This is a genomic window from Halalkalibacter akibai JCM 9157 (assembly GCF_000513135.1).
Lineage (GTDB): Bacteria > Bacillota > Bacilli > Bacillales > Bacillaceae_D > Halalkalibacter > Halalkalibacter akibai.
On sequence record NZ_BAUV01000124.1, the window covers coordinates 1 to 1447 of the forward strand.

The following is a 1447-nucleotide window of genomic DNA, read 5'->3' on the forward strand; positions in this document are numbered from 1 at the left end:
TGAACTGCCCCCCTATTGTTGGACACTCCAAACAACAATAGGAGGTCCCGTACAAATGGCTAAGTTCACCAAGGAATATAAACTTCAAATTGCTAAACGTTATATAAATGAAATGATTAGTTATCGAGAACTAGCGAATCAAGTTGGCGTAGATCAATCCATTCTCCGCTATTGGGTAATGTTAGTTCGTCATCATGGGGATCAAGCTTTTGCCTTTCCCTATACAAACTATTCGTCTGCCTTTAAACTGAGAGTAATTCAATTTATTACGGAAGAGAATTACTCCATTCGAGAGGCATCAGCCATTTTTCATATCCCAGACCCATGTATGCTTCGCAGGTGGAAGAAACAGTGGGAAACAGGTGGAGAAGGTGCCCTTGAACCAAAAGAAAAGGGGCTTTCCACAATGACGTCTAATCAGAAGAAAAATAAGGTCATAAACAACTCTTCAAACGAATCGGTAGAAGAAATGAAAAAAGAACTGGAATACCTTCGTATGGAGAATGCTTATTTAAAAAAGCTGAGAGCCTTAGTTCAGGAAGAACAATCACCAACGAAATCAAAGCGAAAGTAATATATGAACTAAGGAACGAATTTCCGGTGATTAAAATGATAAAAGTAGCTAAGATGCCCAGAAGTACTTACTACAGCCTCATAAAAAAATGGAACCAACCAGATCCTGACCGCAAATGGAAAAGAAGAATTACATTCATTTACCGGAAACACTCAGGCCGATTTGGATATCGCCGCATTACTGACGTCCTTCAGGAAAAAGGATATAAGATCAATAAAAAGAAAGTACTCCGAATTATGAAAGATCTTGGAATTCAATGCATTGTGCGAATGAAAAAGTACAATTCGTATACAGGAGAAGTTGGAAAAACAGCTCCGAACATTCTTAACCGTGACTTTAGTGCCCAGAAACCTAACCAAAAGTGGGTGACCGACATTACAGAATTTAAATTGTTTGGACAGAAGCTCTACCTGTCCCCGATTTTAGACTTATTTAACGGCGAAATCATAACCTATACGCTCCAATCCAGGCCTACGTTTGATTTGGTCGAAACGATGTTGGCACAAGGATTAAGATACGTAAATGAAGGCGATGATCTCTTACTTCATTCCGATCAGGGTTGGCACTATCGAATGGCCCAATATCGAAGGACACTGAAAGAACATAACATCACACAAAGTATGTCTCGAAAAGGAAACTGTCATGACAATTCAGTCATGGAAAACTTTTTTGGGATTTTAAAATCCGAGTTCCTTTATTTACAAGAGTTTGATAGTATCGAGCACTTTAAACGCGAATTAGAACAATATATCTATTACTACAACCACTTGAGAATTAAATCTAGATTGAAGCGGAAAAGTCCAGTGGCTTATCGGCTAAGTACCGAATTAGCTGCTTAACAAAAGAAGTGTCCAATTTTATGGGTCCAGTGCA

At 38.7% G+C, this 1447-nt stretch carries 1 protein-coding gene; it reads left to right on the plus strand.

Annotation, left to right across the window (positions count from 1 at the left end):
• Nucleotides 1-55 precede the first annotated feature (55 nt).
• A protein-coding gene (locus tag JCM9157_RS24290) for an IS3 family transposase (RefSeq protein WP_439644369.1) occupies nucleotides 56-1413 on the plus strand; the annotation gives its coding sequence in 2 pieces (ribosomal slippage) (nucleotides 56-521 and nucleotides 521-1413; 1359 coding nt in all).
• Nucleotides 1414-1447 lie beyond the last annotated feature (34 nt).